This is a genomic window from Anaeromassilibacillus sp. Marseille-P3371, assembly GCF_900169665.1.
Classification (GTDB): Bacteria; Bacillota; Clostridia; order Oscillospirales; family Acutalibacteraceae; genus Anaeromassilibacillus.
Genome location: NZ_LT835157.1, coordinates 818957 through 837706 on the forward strand (window position 1 = coordinate 818957; position 18750 = coordinate 837706).

An 18750-nucleotide genomic window follows, 5' to 3' on the forward strand; every position below is an offset into this window, starting at 1 on the left:
CCCAATCAAATAGAATTCTTTAACAGAATATGTAAAACGCCGCTGTTTGGAACGCCCAAAAAAACATCAGAAAGAAAAAGATCGTGAGATACTCCGGGACCAAGAAAACAAAAGGAATACCATTGTAATCGTCAGATCCGCTTTTATGGGAGAAAAAAGACGCCTTCCATGATCCCGCAGAACGCCTTGCGGAACCGCTGCGAAACCTGTATAATAACCTTAACTTCACCTTTATATAAATGGAAAGTAGACACTTTCCCGTCAAGGAAGGACAAACTATGCAAAGCGAAACAGACATCCTTTATTATGCCGTTTACCACAGGGACTACAATGGACCATCTGCCAAGCCGTCTCTGCTGAGTTTGGCACGACAGGAATATTTTACGCAGGGCAAGGCCGTATCTGTACGGGAAGAACATTTGGATTCCGGTAGGAAAGCAGTATATCGGGGTAAATTGAGCAGGCATCATTTTACGTGGACTGTCAAGTGCGATGGGAAGCTTATTCAGCAGGCCTTCCGAGGTGAGCGTGGATATGAGCTGGTCCATTTTGATGAGCGCGGAGAACCTACCAGCAAGGCACGGTTTTCGTTGGACTTGTGCTGGCAAGGGACGGCCTATTATATGAATGGCCGCAGAGACCAACTTCCAGTTGCTATTTTGTCGCCGGTCAGTGGGGGGATACTTCTGACGGAGTGGAATCCGGACAGCGGCAAATACAACCGGGTTCTGCTGGTTCCCTGTCTTTTGCGACGGGGGAGTGCAGAACAAAGTTTGGCGAATACTCGGTTAGGGGAACCGCGTATATGGGCGGAAACCTCTCAAGGGGACTTTTGTTATTGTACGGAGGAAGAGGCGGCTCTACGTACTTCATTGATGGAAGGCCCGGCCGGGGTGGTCCCAGAGGATCTTGTTCTTCGTCCGGAAACCTCCGAGTCTATCGAGGAAGAGGAGCCGTTCTTTGCGGGTTTTTCCTATATTGCCAACGACTCCGAGCCGGAGGAGATGGAGGGCTTGCAGGATTTCTCCGGGGAAAGTCCTGCGGAGGAACAACAAGCGGAGGCATCGATGGTGGAGACTCCATCTGCGGCGTTACAGGACGATTATGCTGCGGATCATGAGCTATTTTGCGCTGGGCAGGATGCCACACATCCAAAACGATGGGGAACTGCTTGTCCCTCTGCTTTTGGAACACATGGGGAGCACGATGCCCAAGACGAGACGTTTCCTCTCCCTGTATTGAATTCAGGACTTTCCCAGCTCTTAAAGCTGGTGCAGGCGGAACTGAAAGCGCAAGAGCAAAAGGAGCAAGAGGCGCCTATACCGGATCAGACTTCCGCAGAGGATGCTTTTGAAGAGGTGATGCGCCCTCCGCACGCGGAACGATATGCGGTGGCAGCAAAAAACCGGCACGGAATCGTGGTCCATGCACCGGAGCTGAAGCCAAAATCTTTAAAAGGAATGGAGAATACATCCAGCGGGGAGAAAAAGCCCGCTGCAATACCGGTCAAACGAATCATCATTAGCTCAGAAGAAAGTTATGCTTATTTTGGCGAATTGCTAAACGGTATGCGCGAAGGAGACGGACGCACGGAAATGTCGAACGGGCATACGGCATATGAAGGAGGTTACCACGAGGACAAACGCGACGGATTTGGAACCTATTATTATAAGTCTGGGAAGCTTTGTTATGTGGGGCATTGGAAGGACAACCTGCGCCATGGATCGGGAATCTCGTTCAATTCCCGGGATGGTTCTATTTTTGTTGGAAAATGGCGTGACAATGTTCCGACCGGCAGTGGAACGGCGTTTGATGCAGAAGGAAATCTGTTGTACACGGGCGGCTGGAAGGATGGCAAGCGCGATGGACATGGAACGGAATATCGAAATGGAGCCGTCCTCTATACAGGAGAATGGAAAGAGGACCTCCGCCATGGCCGGGGGACATTGACTTTGGAAAATGGGACGGTGATTACCGGTATTTTTGAGAATGGGAAGGTCCAGGGCTTGGATGATATATGATGGAACATGGGGGTGAGCCGTTATGCAGTGGCTCGAACTACATAATGTAGAATACGGGGAGTGTATTGTCCTCGGGGGAGCCCACCACGACATTCTTATGGTGGATTGCGGCAGCATCAATCAGAAGATACGCGAGGGGAATTTGGATTTCAGCGATTATGTAGACCCAACTTTAATGGAACGTTATTCTGCTTGCTCAGGGCGTGCGTTTTTGCTGACTCATTATCATCGGGACCATCTCTGTGGGCTCTATCAGATGTTAGCGAAACGCGGCGGTTATTTCGACCGCATTCTGTTGCCGGTTTCCCCGGCAGATACACATGGGAGGCATTTGCTGCTGGATTTTGCGTTGTTTGTCTATGCGTTTTTGCCACGGCAAAGCGATTATGCGCAAGTCAATTTGAGTGCGCTCCGCATTTTTAGCCGGGTTGCGAAGAGCGCGGGAGCGGATCGAATCTACCCAATTGCAGCCGGCTCCAGTTTTTTATTTGATGATGTAACCTACGATGTGCTTTGGCCGGACCGGGAGGGGTATCCTTTTTCTGACCTCTTCGCATCAGCGGTCGAACAATTGAATGTGTGTCTTGCTTCGCCGTTTTTGCCGGAGGTAGCCCAGCATTTTTTGGAGTTGAAGGCACGTTATGGGAAAGCTTATCATCTATGTTGTCAATCCGTCCCCTTACAGGCAGAAAAGATCGCACGGCTGGATGCCCTCTTGGAACAAGTTGACCTCCTGGTTCCGGAACTGCAGCTTTTGCCAACCGCCCCGGACATTGTGCAGATTTTGACAGACCCGGCCACCACCACCGCTTATTCCGATGAACTGAACACGGCCAGCGTCATCTTTCACAACCGCCGTACCAGTGAAGCCAGTCTTGACGACATCCTTATGACGGGTGATGCGGCCCCTGAGAGTTTTGACGCCATTGCGGACCGTCTCTATCATGACTATTATATTGTAAAGGCGCCGCATCATGGAACAGCAAGTCATTGGAGCCATTGGCTTTCAGAGATAGCCGCTTCCCATATTCTCATCAGCAACGGGGAGTATCAGAAGGGTGGGAAAATTGCATCGGAATATGTGGATTTACCTGCGGTGAAACATTGTACAAACTGTGCGGCCTGTTCCTGGTATGCCTCCAGCGGTTGTTCCTGCAATCGGGTAGCTTGCTGCTACGATTTGCCCATGGGCGCAGGACTGACCATCAAGTGTCCACGATGCCGTGAGCGGAAAGGTACCGCGCCGTGCGGAATTTATATTGTTTCGCACGGGGGAGAACGCGCATGTCTGTGCGATGATCTCCCGGTTCAGCCAGGCTTATAAATCGGGAAAAGGCAAAGAAAGCGGCGTTGGCAAAACCCTGCCAAGGCTGCCAATATTTTAGAGCAAACGCTGCCAAAACAACAAAAACCTAGGATTCATGCGGCTTTTTCGCATAAAAATCCGAAAAATATTGTGATTTCCGCACTTGACATTGCGAAATAAATATCTTATAATCCAAGTAACATATGAGGGACGCATATGCGGGTTGTCTTTCTAGCGCCATCTAGGAGGGGCCTCCCCCATACCGTCTTAGTCAAGGGCTAATCCTGTTAATGTCCGTGACGTTCATTATGTTCATTTCTCTTAAGGCATGCGCAAATACGCAAACCACGATTTTTAAGGAGGACAAAAAGGATGAGAAAAATTACAGGAAAAGCTCTCGCAACAGTGCTCGCAATGGCATTGATTACGTCTAGCTTTTCGGGAACTTTTGCTTTCGCAGCATCCAAGACTGAGAAGGCTGGCAGCGTGTCGCTGGTGAACTCTGATAATGATGAGATCACTTTGGTAAAAGATACCGATGACGCAAACAATTATAAGTTTGATCTTATTAATTTTATCGGCGGCGTAGAGTTGACGACTGCGGATAAAGAAGAGTCTATTACAGTAACCGATGAAGACGATCTTTCTTTCCGTCATGCAAAGGGCGATAGCCTGATTTCTGTTAAAGATGGTAAGGCTAGAGTTAAGACCGATAAGACTGGTACTGAAACCATTATGGTTTATGCAGAAGGCGAGATTACCCGCGACGATAAAGATGTCACATTGAAGGGCCAGATCGAAATTACTGTTAATGTAGTGAAGAATGGTACTCTGTTTGTTGGCATTGTTGGCGAACCAGAAGGTGAGACCGGTAATGAAATTCCAAATTTGGAAGTTTCTTACAATGATCTCAATACCAAAGAGGTAGGTGTGTATAGGGCAACTTCGGAAGCTCAGGCAAAGGATAGCAAGACGGACGGTTTGAGAGCTACCTATGAGCTGGTAACGACTGTTGATGGCTATGATGAGAAAGGTGAGCCGACAGGTGATCCGGTTCGCATTGAGGGCAGCACCAACAATAGATTTGAGTTGGAGAAGGCTGAAGATGGCGAGTCCGTTACTACTATGACAAACAAGGGCAAGGGCCCTGGCACCTTGAAGTTTACCATTAAGAGCGGCGGTAGTAAGAACTCTGATGGTGAATGGAAATTCAATGAAACAGAGGATACAACTACTGCAACCGTTCTGAAGAGAATTGATGTTACTGCGAATACGACTATCGATAAAGATGGTAGCAGCACAGATATTACTCCTATTCCTGATGGAATGAATGCTGACAGTAATGTGTCTGGCTATGACATTAGAGTGCTGGAAAACGGAGGCAAGTATGCAAATGTTTCCGTTACTGGCAGTGCAAGTGTTGGCGAAATCAAAAATGCTAACGAAGTAAACATCGAAGATAAGGCCAAGGTTGGTGACATTACCGACGCAAGTGGAAAGGTTGCTATTTCTGGCGGTACTGTTGGTGTCGTAGATGTTAAACAGGATGTTTCGGTAAGCGATGGCCGTGTAACTTCTATTGAAGCTGATGGCGACATTGATCTTACTGGCGGCACAGTAAGCGGAGATGTTACGACTGATAAGAGTGTAACTATTGATGCGGAAGATGATGACATCAATACAGTTGTTTCTGGCACAATTGAGGCTCAGAACATTACTGTTGATTCCAGCAGTGAAGATGGTCAGGTTCAGTTGGCAAATGTTTTGCTGAAGGATGATGGCGAAATTACTCTGAAGGGTGACAATGTCAGTATTGCAAAGTTGGATTGTGCTTATAAGGGTAATGTTACCTTTGAAGGCTTCGAAGGTAAGCTGCCGAGCCTTTTGAACGCTCAGGATGTTACAGTCGACGAAGATACAAATGTTGTAGTTGAAGGCCCGGTTGTCATTGATTCCTTGGATATTGCCGATGGCGGTTCCATTGAATTCAGAGATACTGTCGAGGTTGCAAGCATTTCTGGCGATGGTAAATTGGTTGTTGCCGCTGATAAGCTGTATGTAACTGATAGCATTTCCGGTGATGTAAAGCTCAGACTTGCTGGTTCCAATGTTAATGTTGGTGATGTAGCTTATAGAGCAGCTAAGGATGTTGGCTCTGTCGATGCTTTCGATGGTGTTGGATTTACACTCGAAAGAAAGTCTGTTGATACGAAGTCTGATTCCTTCCTCGTAAAGAGCGTTTCCTTCGCAGGTGTTGCTCTGGACAAGAGCGAAGTTACCATTGCTAAGGGCTTCTCTGACACTGTAACTGTTTCTAACTATCCGGCAAGCACTTCTCTGCCGGCGGGCGCTTCCGTTGTTTGGGATTACAGCGACGCTGACAAGGACGTGTTCGAGATTACTGCAGACGGCGCAACTCTGACCATTAAGGTTAAGGAGTATGACGACGTTTATGCAACTTCCAACAGCTTTGATCTGTATGCAACAGTTGTTGATTCCGACGGCGATGCACTCGAGGATTATGATTCCGCAGTTTGCACCGTAACTGCAATTCCGGAAGTTGTTGTTTCCAGCGACCTGTCCGGTATTGTTGAGGTTCCGCAGGGCTCCACGAAGGACTTCGTTGTGAACTCTCAGGTTGAGGCTCCTGTTACCATTGGTACTGGCAACGTTGCTGTTCACGCTCTGAAGACTCCGTTCGCGAACGGCCAGGCTACCTATACCATCAAGGCTACTGGCGAAGTTGGCACCACCGCTGGCGTTTATGCTACGGTTCCTGGCCAGAACGCTGTGAAGCTCTTCATCATCAAGGTTACTGCTCCGGTTGTGACCTCTGATACGACTGTTGACTTTGATCTGACTGCTGGCAGCCGCTATGTCTTCAAGATCACTGCTCCGTCCGCTCCGGCATTCACGGTTGGCAACGGCGCTGTTCTGAAGACCCAGGCTGGCAAGATCGTTGGCAATGACTACTATTTCGCAGTCTATGCTATCGGTTCTGCAGGCCAGAGCACTGGCGTGTATGTCAATGGCGTGAAGGTCTGCACGGTTACCGTGAAATAAGATCTTTCGAGATTGACGATTTAAGTTTATAAGTATAGCTATTTGAATCTTTCGATAGTTGTATTTGCGCGGCAGCGGTTCGGGTATTTACCCGGGCCGCTGCTTTTTTATGTAATCGTTTCAGATAGAGGTATTATCTATCAAGATGGCTTTGACGAAATTATTCCGAGAAGGCTTTATAGAGTGTTACGTTATGATATACGTTTTGTTGATGTAGCCGCATAGTTTTGTGAATTCTAACAACAATAAGTAGGATGTAATCATTCATAGAAGATGAATTTATTGTCGAACGGTAGATTTCAGTCAATCTTATTTATTTGTCCAATACTTTTTTTGGTATTTATTCTTTGATATAGAATAATTAGTCACCGGTTTTGCACAGAAGTGGACAAGATTTACAATCTTGTATGGATTTTTTTTAAATATATTGACAATTTGTTGAAAAAGCTATAATATAAATACTACATTAACAGAATGTTCACAGTTACAGTTTGTTACTATAACAAAAGAGATGGCCGAAGAAAGTGGTGATGAAATGCAGATTATAAAGGGAATCGCGGCCTCCAATGGCATTGCGATCGGTAATCTGAAGCTCTGTGTGAAGTTAGATGATAAAATCGTAAAACAGCCGATCACTGACGTGGATGCAGAGCTAAAGCGTGTTGAATCCGCGAAGGAGGAAGCAGAAGCAGCGCTAAACCAGATTTATCTCGACGCTCTAAAACGTGTGGGCGAAGAGAACTCAATGATCTTTCAGATCCACATTATGATGTTGCAAGACGATGATTTCTTTGATGCGATTCAAGATTGTATTAAAGATGAAAAAGTGAATGCGGAGTATGCTGTATGGCAAGCTGCGCAACAGTTCTCTACAATGTTTGCCCAAATGGATGACGAATATATGCGTGCACGGAGTGCAGATGTCATTGATATTTCCAAGCGGCTGCTCGGTTGTCTTAACCCGGCGCTGGAGAGCGGCTTGGACAGTTTAAAAGAGGAAGCGATTGTAGCTGCTTCAGATTTGATGCCTAGCGAAACTGTTCAGATGGACAAAACTAAGGTACTTGCATTTGTTACAGAGCAGGGTTCCAAAAGTTCACATTCTGCAATTCTTGCCCGCACGATGGGAATTCCTGCGGTGGTGGGGTTGTGTGATGCATTTACCCATCTGAAGGACGGAGTGACAACCATTGTAGATGGAACTTCTGGCGATGTGATTGTAGAACCGGATGAAAATACCCTGAAAGAGTATAAGGAAAAACGAAATGCTTTCCTACAACATCAGAAAGACTTACAACTATTAAAAGGTACAAAAGCTGTAACGAAGAGTGGAGTAGAGATAGAAATTAATGCAAACATCGGCCACCCAAGTGATGTAGAGATGGTCATCGAGAATGATGCGGATGGTATCGGCCTGTTTCGTAGTGAATTTCTATATATGGAAAGTGATGATTTTCCGACTGAGGAACAGCAGTTTGAGGCCTATAAAAGTGTGTTAGAAGGCATGGGCGGCAAGCGTGTGATTATTCGGACTTTAGATTTGGGTGCGGATAAACAGGTCCCTTATTTAAACATCCCCAAAGAGGAAAACCCTGCGATGGGTTACCGTGCAATACGAATCAGTCTGGATCGTAAGGAACTCTTCATTACACAGCTACGGGCTTTGGTTCGGGCTTCTGCTTTTGGAAAGCTTGCAATTATGTTCCCTATGATTACTTCTGTCGAGCAGGTTCAGGAGATCAAGGATTTACTGGAAAAGGTAAAAGCCGACTTAAAGGCAGAAGGGATTGCCTTTGCGCCAGATTTTGAAATTGGCATTATGATTGAGACACCGGCTTCTGTTATTTTGAGCGATTTATTGGCGAAAGAGGTGAACTTCTTCAGCGTCGGTACAAATGATTTGACGCAGTATACCCTTGCAGTGGATCGTATGAATCCACAGATTTCTTCCATGTATGATCCACGCCATCCGGCTGTTCTTCGCATGATTCAAATTGCAGCAGAAAATGCGCAAAAGGCTGGTATTTGGATTGGTATTTGTGGTGAGTCTGCGGGAGATACCGAACTGACGAAATTCTATATGGATATTGGGATCAATGAGCTTTCTGTGACCCCAGGCATGGTCTTGGAGCTGCGCCGAACAGTGCAGCAGCTTGATTAAGGTAGAAACCGGGAAAGGGACCCGGTTTGTATGAATTAATTTTTTCGAGGAGGTAAAATTATGCAAAAGGTCCTTGCAAAGCTTCAAAAGCTTGGAAAAGCTTTGATGCTTCCAGTTGCCTGCTTGCCTGTAGCAGGTATCTTGATGGGAATCGGTTACATGATCGATTCCAATGTTATGTCCGGGCTGGGAGACCCGAATGTCATTGCTTTCTTCTTGGTTAAAGCTGGTGGAGCAATTATCGACAACATGCCCATTCTGTTTGCAATCGGTGTTGCAATCGGTTTGAGCGACGACCATGAAGGTACATCTGCACTTGCTGGCCTGGTATCTTGGTTGATGGTCCAGCAGATTTTGAACCCCAGCATCGTAGCAGTTCTGACCGGAGCGGAAGCTGACGCAGCTTTCTCCAAGGCAAACAACCAGTTTATCGGTATCATCTGCGGCGTTGTTGGCGCACTTTGCTACAATCGTTTTAAGAATACGAAGTTGCCGGAGGCGTTGTCCTTCTTTAGTGGCAAACGTTCGGTTGCAATTGTTACTGCGCTTGTCAGCGTTGTAGTCGGCTTGATCTTCTTCTTTGTCTGGCCGGTGGTTTACAATGCTCTGGTTTCTTTCGGCGAGGCTATCATCAGCTTGGGCGCAATCGGCGCTGGTATCTACGGCTTCTTCAACAGATTGTTGATTCCGGTCGGCCTGCACCACGCTCTGAACTCTGTGTTCTGGTTTGATGTTGCTGGTATCAACGATATTGCAAACTTCTGGGGCGGCACAGGTACTCCTGGTGTCACCGGTATGTACATGTCCGGTTTCTTCCCGGTAATGATGTTCGGTCTGCCTGGCGCAGCCTTGGCAATGTATCATACTTCAAAGCCCGGCAAGAAGAAGATTGCTGGTGGTATCCTGTTCTCTGCTGCACTGTGCGCATTTATCAGTGGCGTAACGGAGCCTCTGGAGTTCTCCTTCATGTTCCTTGCTCCTGCTCTTTATGTGATTCATGCAGTGTTGACTGGTATCTCCATGGCGGTTATCGCAGCACTTCCGATCCGTGCAGGCTTTAACTTCAGTGCAGGTTTTGTGGATCTGTTCTTCAGCTCTTGGGTTCCGCTCGCACAGAATCCGTGGCTGTTGATCCCAATTGGCATTGTAGTTGGCGTAATTTACTACATCGTTTTCCGTTTTGTCATTGTGAAATTCAACCTCAAGACCCCGGGCCGTGAGGATGATGATGACGAAGAATCCGAAGGCTTCTCGAAGCTGGTAAAGGACCAGGGCTATGATGGCCTTGCTAAGAAATATGTTGATGTCCTGGGCGGCAAAGAGAACATTAAGGAAATCGAGTCCTGCATCACCCGCATTCGTCTGGTACTGAAGAGCAATAAAGACCTTGATGAAAAGGCAATCAAGGCTTTGGGCGCATCCGGTGTCATGAAGGCTGGCGATCAGGTCACACAGGTCATCGTCGGCACAAAGGCAGAAGCTCTTGTTGAAGCGATGAAGAAATATCTGTAATCAGGCTTTTTCGTTTCAATGACTATGTAAAAGGCAGCAGTCTCCCTCCTGGTCGTCAGGGAGACTGCTGTTTTCAGATGGATTTAAGACGATTTTTCAGGGACACTAAAGAAATAGAGCCATACTTGGAAGTGTGTGGTATCGGTCGTTTTCTTCAGAGCCACTTATAGAAATGATCGAAAGAGATCCATTTGCTTTATAAAAGCGCTATCTGAATATCCACGTTAGAATTGGAGGTATATATTCCATGGGATTGTTTGGTAAAAAGGAAAGCAAAATTGTAGCACAACAGACGGGAAAAGCCGTGCCGATTACAGAGGTGCCCGATCCAGTGTTTTCTGACAAGGTTTTGGGCGACGGCATTGCGATTATCCCGACCAGCAATACGGTGTTGGCGCCGATTTCCGGCACAATTGCCCAGGTAGCACATACTTTCCACGCGGTTGGAATTGAAGCGGACGATGGTACGGAGGTGCTGGTACACCTGGGGATCGACACCGTGAAACTCAATGGGGAAGGTTTTACCTGCCATGTAAAGGTGGGAGATCACGTAAATGCCGGTGATAAATTGATGGATATGGATATTGAGGCCATCGCAGCAAAAGGGTTTAAGACCATTTCTCCCTGTATTATTACAACAACTGATGATCTAAAAAATATGGATTGCATTACAGGAGACGTGACGGCAGGAGAGACAACCGTTATAACGTACAAGAAAAAGTGAAAAAATTTCACTAGCCCCCGAAAACTAATTGTTTTTGGGGGCTTATTTATTATCATTTTGTGCTATAATATTTGAGGAATTTTGAACAGAACAATTTGGGCAATAATATGTTTAAGCGATATAAAAATCAAGATTATATGGCTTATGATATTGCGTATAGAAATTCCTGGCTAGGTTTGATGTTTTGTAAAAGCGAATTAGGACACTAGATTTAGGGTGATGCATAAAGTCATGGCGGCAAAGCAGGAAAAAGATCGATCAAGTTCTTCTGAAATTGTAGCGATATTGGATTTTTATCAATCCGACCTACACAAAGAGGCAAAAAGAATTTTAGAAGATCAAATTCGTACAGAGGAGGCCGTGCTCTGCGCGGAACAGCGAATCTGGCATGCAGCAGATTGGCTGCGATTACAACCTATAGAAAATTTAAAAGCATTGATTTTAATTGTAGCGCGTAATGCTGCAAAATCTTTGCAAAAGACTGGGGACTATAATTTCAATCCGCTGGGAGAAAATCAAGATGTGATCTTGCGCGAATTGGAAAAGAAGACCTTTCCCCATTTACCGAAATTGCGGTCCAATTATCAGGATGTTATTGTTTTGAAGTATTATTATGAGTTGCCAAATCATGCGATTAGCGAACTTTTAGGGATCTCAGAAAAGAATGTTCAGATTCGAATCTTCCGGGCAAAACAACGGATTCGTGAGTTTATTGAGCATGAAGCGTATTTATAATTAATCCTTAAGGTATTTTTTTGTTTTTATATACAGTTGGTTTATAATTTGCAATTTACTCACTCTTTTCCATGATAATGCATCAATATAATAGATTTTATATAGAATTTCATATGTCTTTTCCTAAAATAACAATATGGAAAGAAAGACCAGACAAATATAATATTTTCTTGTTATTTTTAATACATATCGTATATATTATGTAGAAATATGCAAATTGGAAAGAGGTGTTTTTCTAAAAAAACTGAAAAGACATGGTTATTTATAGGAGTTAGAACAAACGATATAGATGGGAATAATTGCTATTATGCATTTTTATGACGAAGAACTTGCAAGAGTAGAATCAACTATGGGATAAAATAGAGAGAAATATGCATACAGATTGGCATTCTTTCTGTGATTATTCCCGTATTTTCTGTTAAGGACGTTGGATAAAAAGAGGAAAAATGAAAAAAAAAGATTGGAACTTGCATTATGTATATAAATTTGTTATAATAAATAACATTGATAGGGCACGTCCATGGGTGGAGGTGTCCTATTCATCGTTATATAGCAACAAATCCTATTGAATTATGGAAATTTGTGTGCTACAATAATAAAATATTAATATTTTATTCCATTTTTCGACAGATTTTCTGTAGAAAATGTGGAGCGCGACCGGTTGTTTTGGTGTAGAGTACTGAATCGTCGGTTTTGTTTGGGAGAGCAGACGGAAATTGGACGATTTCCGCAAAATGTGTTTTTTACATTTTGCACATCGGACGAAATGCAAAACGAAGGCAGCAAAACTTTTAGACTAAGGAGTGGCAGGCATTGGCAAAGTACGTATGTAAGCGTCTCGGTTACGCAATTTTGACTATCTTTTTAATCTCTGTCATCACATTTACACTGATGAACCTGATCCCCGGTGGACCATTTTTGAGTGAAAAAGCGGTAACCCCCGCGACCCAGGCCGCTTTGGAAGAGAAATATGGCCTGAATGTCTCGAAGCCCGAACAGTATATCAATTATATGAGCGGGCTTTTGCAGGGCGATCTCGGCGTATCTCTGAAACAAAAGGGAAGAACGGCAAACGACATTATCTTCTCAACCTTCCCAGTCTCTGCCCGTCTGGGTGGCATTTCCATTTTGGTGGCACTAGTAGTCGGCGTGAGCCTCGGTTCTGTTGCTGCGATGTGCAGAGGAAAGTGGGGTGATCAGCTGATTATGGTCGTTTCCACGCTGGGGATTGCGGTGCCAAGCTTTGTTGTGGCGACCACGCTTATGAAAGTTTTTGGTGTAGAACTAAAATGGCTGCCTACCATGGGGTTATCAACCCCCATCCACTATATTCTCCCAGTATTTACTCTTGCCTTCTATCCAATGGCTTATATTACGCGTCTGATGCGCTCCAGTATGTTGGATGCCTTGAATCAGGATTATATTCGTACAGCCCGTGCGAAAGGCGTAAGCAAGTTCAAAATGCTTTTTAAACACGCACTGCGTAATGCAATTATTCCGATTATCACTTATGCCGGCCCATTGTTGGCGTTTACGGTTTCCGGAAGCTTTGTTGTAGAAAAGATTTACAACATTCCTGGTCTCGGCCGTGAGTTTATCAACTGTATCACCGGGCGTGACTATCCCATGGTGATGAGCACCACCATTTTCTTGGCGACATTGCTTGTTTTGATGAATGTGGTTGTGGATATCCTCTATAAGATAGTGGACCCACGAATCAAACTGAAATAAGAAGGGAGAGACGTTCCAATGGAGGATATTAAGCTGAAAAAGAACCCGTTAAGTCTCCAGCTTGACCCGGACGATTTTCTCCCGGCGAGCGACGAAGAAAAGAGACAATTGGATGTTATGCGCGAGAGCACAACCTTTTGGAGGGATGCGCTGAAGCGTTTTAGCAAAAATAAAGTGGCAATGGTGGCGGCCGTGGTCATTCTATTGGTCGTTATCTGTGCGTTTATTGTGCCAAACTTTTATCCATATGAATACGATCAGCAAATCCGTGGCAGCGAAAACCTGTGGCCCATGGAGTATTCCGAAGAGGAACAGGCGTTGATCGCCTCTGGCGAAAGCGTATTCCCCCACATCTTTGGCACAGACAAGCTTGGCCGCGACTTGGGGATTCGTGTATTGACAGGCGCCAGAGTTTCGCTTTTGGTCGGCTTGGTGGCAAGCGCTCTGGTCTTGCTGATCGGCTCCATCTATGGCTCGGTTGCAGGCTATTTCGGTGGAAAAGTGGACTTGATTATGATGCGTATCGTTGACATCATCTACTCGGTCCCAGATATTTTGATTATCATTCTATTGCAGGTTACTTTAAAAGCCCCACTACAGACATTGTTCGACAGCAGTCCCGTTTTTGATGGACTTAACCGTGTGGGCGTCGGTTTAATTAGTATTTTTATCACGTTTAGTTTGCTGTACTGGGTAAGTATGGCCCGTATCGTTCGTGGCCAGGTGATGACTTTAAAGGAGCAGGAGTTCGTCACGGCGGCAAAAGCGCTGGGGGCTTCGAATGGCAGAATCATCCGTAAACATCTGCTCCCGAACTGCATTGGTACCTTGATTGTAACGGCTACACTGCAAATTCCTTCTGCGATTTTTACAGAAGCCTTCTTGAGCTTCCTGGGACTCGGCGTTGCGGCTCCTATGGCAAGTCTTGGTTCCCTTGCATCGGATGCGATCAACAGTATCAATTCGTATCCATACCGATTGTTTATTCCGGCCGCTGCCATCAGTATTATTATTTTGGCATTTAACCTGTTTGGTGATGGCCTGCGCGACGCATTCGACCCGAAGCTGAAGAAATAGGAGATTTTAAGATGAATACAGATACCTTACTCAATATAGAAGATCTCCATGTTTCCTTTTTCACCCCCGCTGGCGAGGTAAAAGCCGTTACAAGCGTAACCTATAGCATGAAGCACGGCGAGGTGCTTGGAATCGTTGGAGAATCCGGAAGCGGAAAAAGCGTTTCTGCCTATTCCTTGATGGGAATTATCGCGGAACCGGGCAAGATCGTGGGGGGAACCATTGCATTCAATGGTCACGACCATGTGGAAAAAATGACGGAAAAGGAATTCCGTAAGATGCGCGGAAGCGAAATCAGCATCATTTTCCAGGACCCGATGACCTCGTTGAACCCTGTGTATACCATTGGAAACCAACTGATGGAGATGCTTCGTCTTCATACAACAAAAACCAAAAAGGAATGCTGGGACCGCGCGGTGGAATTGCTGGGCTTAGTCGGTATGAACGAACCGGAAAAGCGTATGAAGCAGTATCCGCATGAGTTTTCCGGCGGCATGCGTCAGAGGGTGATGATCGCAATGGCGCTTGCCTGCGAGCCAAAGTTATTGATTGCGGACGAGCCGACAACTGCTTTGGATGTGACCATTCAGGCGCAGATTTTGGACCTAATGGTTGAACTTAAGAAGAAAATCAATATGTCCGTCATTATCATTACCCATGATTTGGGCGTCGTTTCAGATGTCTGTGACCGCATTGCGGTCATGTATGCCGGTAAAATTGTTGAGATCGGATCAACGGACGATATTTTTTATCATCCGAAGCATTGTTACACGCTTGGCCTGCTCAAGTCCATTCCAAAGATCAATGAGGACGAACATGAGCGTTTGGTGCCAATTGAAGGCACACCGGTTGACTTGCTCAATCCTCCGGCGGGATGTCCCTTTGCATCGCGCTGTGATAAGTGCATGAAGATCTGTCTGCGAGAGATGCCCCCTTATACAGAGATTTCGGAGGGCCATATCAGTGCCTGCTGGTTGATTCAGAAGGAGCAGATGGAAAAAGCAAAAGCCGAAGGGGGAAAGAGCAATGAGTGAAAAGCTATTGGAGGTACAGCACCTCCAGCAGTATTTTCCCGTTAAGGGCAAGTTGTTCCACAAAACCTACGTGCAGGCGGTGGACGATGTCAATTTCCACATCAATAAAGGGGAAACCTTTGGCTTGGTAGGAGAATCCGGCTGTGGGAAAACGACGACGGGTCGCACCATTTTACGCTTGTATGAGCCAACGGATGGAAAAATCATTTATAAAGGTGAGGACATCACTCACGTGGATTTTGCCCCATACCGCAAGAAGATGCAGATTGTTTTTCAGGACCCGTATGCTTCCTTGGATGCGCGTATGACGGTTGGCGATATTGTCGGCGAACCGATCGATATTCACAAGCTCGCCAATAGCAAACAGGAACGCCATGATATGATTTTGGCGTTGCTAGAGCGGGTTGGCCTCAACTCTGAGCATGCCAACCGCTATCCACATGAATTTTCCGGTGGACAGAGGCAGCGAATCGGCATTGCGCGCGCACTGGCTGTCAACCCGGAGTTTATTGTCTGCGACGAGCCGATTTCTGCACTGGACGTTTCTATTCAGGCGCAGGTTGTCAATATGTTTGAGGATTTGCAGCAGGAATTGGGATTAACTTATCTGTTTATCGCCCATGACCTTGCAATTGTCAAGCATATCAGCAATCGCATTGGCGTGATGTATCTTGGAAAGCTGGTCGAGCTTGCGGAGAGTGCAGAGCTTTATAAGAATCCGATTCATCCCTATACGCGCTCGCTGCTTTCTGCAATTCCGATTCCGGACCCAAAGGCCAGCCGTGCCAAAAAGCGCATTGTTTTGGAGGGCGATGTTCCCAGTCCGGTCAATCCGCCGTCCGGCTGCCGTTTCCGCACCCGCTGTCCTTATGCGACAGAGCGTTGTGCAGCAGAAGTTCCTGAATTTAAAGATTACGGCGGCGGACATTATGCAGCGTGTCATAGAATTGGTGAGGTTTGATAAAATACCGATCGGTTTTTTTAAGAATTCCAGTAGTTCTTGGTCTTTTAATTCGCATTTTAGCGGATTAAAATAGATTTATCCAATTTTAAAACTGGAGGGATTTATTAATGAAGAAGATACTTGCAACCATCCTGGCAGTAGCCATGCTGGCTACAACCTTCGTTGGCTGCGGCAGCGGGGGGGACACGGGGTCTACTCCGGATGCAAACCAGCCCGAAGGCAGTACAAGCGCTCCTGAAATTTCGGTCTGTATCGGTCCAGAACCGGAGACCTTGGACCCGGCGCTCAACAAGTCGGTGGACGGCGCTTGCTATGCAATCCATGCATTCGAAGGCATCTATAAGTTTGATGAAAACGGCAATACCATCCCCGGACAGGCGGAGAAGGTCGAAGTCAGCGATGACGGCCTGACTTGGGACATCACTCTGCGCGACGACATCAAGTGGTCCGACGGCGAACCTGTCACGGTTGATGACTTTATTTATTCCTGGCAGCGCGCAGCTTCTCCGGAAACTGCTTCCGACTATGCAAACCTGTTTGACGTGATCGAAGGCGGTGCCGATGTTTATCAGGGCAATGCCGATCCGTCCACATTGGGCGTCACAAAGGTTGACGACACACACATGACGGTCAAACTGGCTGCTCCTTGCCCGTATTTTGACAAGCTCCTGGCGTTCCCGGTTTACTATCCGGTTCGCAAGGATGTGGTCGATGGAAACGATGGTTGGACCCAGGATGCCTCCACGTTCATCGGCAATGGCCCGATGATGTTGACCAATTGGAGTCACAAAGAAAGCATCACATATGTAAAGAACCCGTATTACTATGATGCGGATAAAGTCACCGATAGCACCCTGAAGTTCGTTCTGCTGGAGGACGACAATGCAAAGATGGCCGCTTACGACAATGGCGAGCTTGACTATGTGTTCCAGCTGCCGATCGACGAGCTCGATGCTCTGAAGGAGCGCGAGGACTTTGGTACCATCAATGAAATTGGTACTTATTATCTCGCATTCCAGACCGAGAAAGAACCCTTCAACGATCCGAGAGTCAGAAAGGCTTTGACCTTGGCGATCGACCGTAACTACATTGTCGAGACCGTTTCGAAGCAGGGCGAAGTTCCGGCAGGCGCGATCGTTGCTGCAAAGGTTACCGAAGGAGATTCCACTTTCCGTGAGGTTGGCGGCGATTATTTCTCCGTGAAGCCTGAAGACTATGAGAAGAATGTTGAGGAAGCAAAGCAGTTGCTGGCAGAGGCAGGTTATCCGAATGGCGAAGGCTTCCCGACCTTTGAGTATACCACCAACACAGCAACCCTGCACTTGGGTGTTGCAGAGGCCCTTCAGAACATGTGGAAAGAAGAGCTTGGCATCGAGTGCAAGATTGCACAGCAGGAGTGGAACGTATTCCTTGCAACCCGTCCGGCAGGCACCTTTGAGGTCGCTCGCGATGGTTGGATTGCAGACTACGACGATCCGTTGACCTTCCTTGAGATCTTCAAGAGCGACAATGGCAACAACGACTGCCATTGGAAGAACGCTGAGTTCGATGCTTTGATCGATCAGGCAAAGGCTGAGTCCGATTCTGAGAAGCGCTTCGAAATCCTGCATCAGGCAGAGGATCTCTGGGCAGAAGAGATGCCCGGTGCACCGCTCTACTACTATGCAGACACTTACATGAAGAAGCCGAACCTGGAAGGCTATTGGGATTCCCCGTTGGGCTACAAGTTCTTTATGTATTGCACCAAGACTGCGGAATAAGGCTATTTTCCGCCTGAAAAGACCAACAAAAGAGCGTCTCGCGTAGCGGGGCGCTCTTTTACTTGGCGCCGAATAGGCATGATAAAAGGCGGCGTCCCAAAACCACGAATTTTTCGATTCATAGGGATAAGATGGAATAAGTTTCGCAAATTGAATAGAGGATAAAAAGAGACATCGTTTGCAGATTTCTGGAAGGATGAAGTCGCGACTCACCCTTCCGAAAGGTGACAGAAAGGGGAGGCCTTTTTCTGTCTGGAAAAAACATGAGGTTCTAAAAAAACGAGAGAGAGTTTTTAGTCGTTTCATGCCTTTTGGGACACCTCCATGAAAGAATATTTGAGTAAAAAAATAGGTTCCAGCGTTAGCTGAAACCTAAAGAAAAGCAGCGCGTTTTAGAGTAATAAAAGATATAGCCCCGGGTAAGGAGCTTGCAGTGCAAAAATGGGATTGAATAATGGTTTAATGCCCTCCTCAGAGGGCTACCACAAGTGATAGACTTTATAGATCCTGTTCAAGCTATCCATTCAACGGGTGGTTTTGATTTATCCTTTGATGGATTCTGCGCGTGCCAACATTGGAAGAAAAATCTAAAAGGCTTTCTTGCAAGAAAATACAGAAATGTTGCAATTTTACCCGCAATATTTTATAAGAGAGCTGAACGA

General features: G+C 46.3%; 12 protein-coding genes. All 12 read left to right on the plus strand.

The annotated features are described in order from the left end of the window. The first annotated feature begins 278 nt into the window (after positions 1-278). Positions 279-2021, plus strand: a complete 1743-nt coding sequence (locus B9Y59_RS02535) for an MORN repeat-containing protein (protein WP_158088923.1) — start codon at positions 279-281, stop codon at positions 2019-2021. A gap of 22 nt (positions 2022-2043) precedes the next feature. Further along, positions 2044-3345, plus strand: coding sequence for a ComEC/Rec2 family competence protein (locus tag B9Y59_RS02540; RefSeq protein ID WP_054323531.1), 1302 nt, complete (start codon positions 2044-2046; stop codon positions 3343-3345). Between the two features lie 354 nt (positions 3346-3699). Next, positions 3700-6390 (plus strand): translocation/assembly module TamB domain-containing protein, encoded by a 2691-nt coding sequence (locus tag B9Y59_RS02545; protein WP_054323532.1) that lies wholly within the window; start codon positions 3700-3702, stop codon positions 6388-6390. Between the two features lie 535 nt (positions 6391-6925). After that, positions 6926-8551, plus strand: a complete 1626-nt coding sequence (gene ptsP, locus B9Y59_RS02550; RefSeq protein ID WP_085531611.1) for a phosphoenolpyruvate--protein phosphotransferase — start codon at positions 6926-6928, stop codon at positions 8549-8551. A 60-nt stretch (positions 8552-8611) separates the two neighbouring features. Then, positions 8612-10063, plus strand: coding sequence for an N-acetylglucosamine-specific PTS transporter subunit IIBC (gene nagE / locus B9Y59_RS02555; protein ID WP_085531613.1), 1452 nt, complete (start codon positions 8612-8614; stop codon positions 10061-10063). Positions 10064-10310: 247 nt separating this feature from the next. Continuing rightward, the gene (locus tag B9Y59_RS02560; RefSeq protein WP_085531615.1) at positions 10311-10787 is read left to right on the plus strand and encodes a PTS sugar transporter subunit IIA; all 477 of its coding nucleotides are present in this window, start codon (positions 10311-10313) and stop codon (positions 10785-10787) included. 219 nt (positions 10788-11006) lie between these two features. Next, positions 11007-11522 carry an RNA polymerase sigma factor gene (locus tag B9Y59_RS02565; protein ID WP_085531617.1) on the plus strand — a complete coding sequence of 172 codons (516 nt, stop codon included), beginning with the start codon at positions 11007-11009 and terminating at the stop codon, positions 11520-11522. Positions 11523-12335: 813 nt separating this feature from the next. Next, positions 12336-13253, plus strand: a complete 918-nt coding sequence (locus B9Y59_RS02570; RefSeq protein WP_054323535.1) for an ABC transporter permease — start codon at positions 12336-12338, stop codon at positions 13251-13253. A gap of 18 nt (positions 13254-13271) precedes the next feature. Further along, positions 13272-14330 carry an ABC transporter permease gene (locus B9Y59_RS02575; RefSeq protein ID WP_442856146.1) on the plus strand — a complete coding sequence of 353 codons (1059 nt, stop codon included), beginning with the start codon at positions 13272-13274 and terminating at the stop codon, positions 14328-14330. Positions 14331-14341: 11 nt separating this feature from the next. Then, complete coding sequence (locus B9Y59_RS02580) at positions 14342-15364, plus strand: ABC transporter ATP-binding protein (protein ID WP_085531619.1); 1023 nt, start codon at positions 14342-14344, stop codon at positions 15362-15364. Next, positions 15357-16325, plus strand: coding sequence for an ABC transporter ATP-binding protein (locus tag B9Y59_RS02585; protein ID WP_054323537.1), 969 nt, complete (start codon positions 15357-15359; stop codon positions 16323-16325). Before B9Y59_RS02580 ends, B9Y59_RS02585 begins: the two co-directional genes overlap by 8 nt. 110 nt (positions 16326-16435) lie before the next feature. Beyond that, complete coding sequence (locus B9Y59_RS02590; RefSeq protein WP_054323538.1) at positions 16436-18088, plus strand: peptide ABC transporter substrate-binding protein; 1653 nt, start codon at positions 16436-16438, stop codon at positions 18086-18088. Positions 18089-18750 lie beyond the last annotated feature (662 nt).